Below are 1,676 nucleotides of genomic sequence, written 5' to 3'. Positions count from 1 at the left end.
TCGAAATGACAAGATTGAGGAAATCTTTTTGCGTTTGAAAAGAAAAAAATCTGCTAAATCTGCTAAATCTGCGTGAAACAAAAATCGCCAACCTTTGTGGAATTTCGAGTGCGATCTCTCCTCCGTCGAGATGACAAAACTATGCGTGCAAATCTTTGTATAGCTACTTGTGGAGATTTCTCGTTCCTCGAAATGACAAGATTGAGTAAATCTTTGCGGGCATTGCGTAAACCTTAGCGTACTTTGCGGTTAAAAAACTTCATGCCTTAGCGCCTTCGTAGCAAAAACAATAAATAAGAAAACTTTAATAAATCTATTATACGCCACTTCTTCAAAAATCATTAATTTTGAAATTCGAAGTTCAAAAACGAAATAATTATGAAATATCATCAAATAAACAGCGCTCTTTTTGTAAAAAACCGCAAAAAGTTCATGGCAGAAATGAAACCAAATTCAGTTGCCGTGTTCAATTCAAATGACATTTACCCAGTTAGTGCCGATAGTACTTTACCTTTTGCCCAACACAGAGATATTTTTTATCTAAGTGGTGTTGACCAAGAAGAAAGTGTATTGCTTTTGTTTCCAGATGCGCCTTATGAGCACCAAAGAGAAATGCTTTTCTTGAGAGAAACCAATGATCATATCGCAGTTTGGGAAGGCGAAAAATTGACTAAAGAACGTGCTTTTCAGGTTTCTGGAATTAGAACGGTTTATTGGTTACAGGATTTTCATAAAGTTTTGAACGAAATGATGACGTATGCCGATACGATGTACATCAATACCAACGAACATTATCGTGCGACTGTTGAAACAGAAACTCGCGAAGCTCGTTTTGTAAAATGGTGGAAAGAACGTTATCCAGCACACAATGTTGCAAAAAGCAACCCAATTTTACAAAGACTTCGTTCTATAAAAGAAAGCGAAGAAATCGATTTGATTCAGCACGCTTGTGATATTACAGAAAAAGGTTTCCGCAGATTATTAGGATTTGTGAAACCTAATGTTACAGAATACGAAATCGAAGCTGAATTGGCTCACGAATTCATCCGTAACCGTTCTAAAGGTTTTGCTTATACGCCAATTATTGCTTCTGGAAACAACGCGAATGTTTTACATTATATCGAAAACAATCAGCAATGTAAAGAAGGAGATTTAATTTTGTTAGATGTTGCGGCTGAATATGCTAATTATTCAAGTGATATGACAAGAACGATTCCAGTTTCGGGACGTTTTACAGATCGTCAGAAAGCAGTTTACAATGCGGTTTTGAAAGTTAAAAATGAAGCAACAAAAATGCTTACTCCAGGAACGCTTTGGAAACAATATCATGTTGAAGTTGGTAAAATCATGACTTCTGAATTGCTTGGTTTAGGATTAATTGACAAAGCCGATGTTCAGAACGAAAATCCAGAATGGCCTGCTTACAAAAAATACTTCATGCATGGAACGTCTCACCACTTAGGACTTGACACTCATGATTACGGATTGCTTCATGAACCAATGAAAGCGAATATGGTTTTTACGGTTGAACCAGGAATTTATATTCCATCAGAAAAATTCGGAATTCGTTTAGAAGATAACGTTGTGGTTCAGGAAAAAGGAGAACCTTTTAACTTGATGCGCAACATTCCGCTTGAAGCTGACGAGATTGAAACGTTGATGAATGAATAGATAAA

1 protein-coding gene is annotated in these 1,676 nt (G+C 36.3%); it reads left to right on the top strand.

Annotated features, from left to right (window positions below; genetic code table 11):
* The first annotated feature begins 378 nt into the window (after nucleotides 1-378).
* Nucleotides 379-1,671, top strand: a complete 1,293-nt coding sequence (locus tag B3J44_RS01630) for an aminopeptidase P family protein (protein ID WP_286965197.1) — start codon at nucleotides 379-381, stop codon at nucleotides 1,669-1,671.
* The last annotated feature ends 5 nt before the right edge of the window (nucleotides 1,672-1,676 follow it).

Origin of the sequence: Flavobacterium sp. UBA4854, from assembly GCF_002399805.1 — a bacterium.
In the GTDB taxonomy this organism is placed as follows: domain Bacteria; phylum Bacteroidota; class Bacteroidia; order Flavobacteriales; family Flavobacteriaceae; genus Flavobacterium; species Flavobacterium ginsengisoli.
Note: the sequence above shows the minus strand (reverse complement) of the source record. Positions and strands in the feature narration are given on the sequence as shown.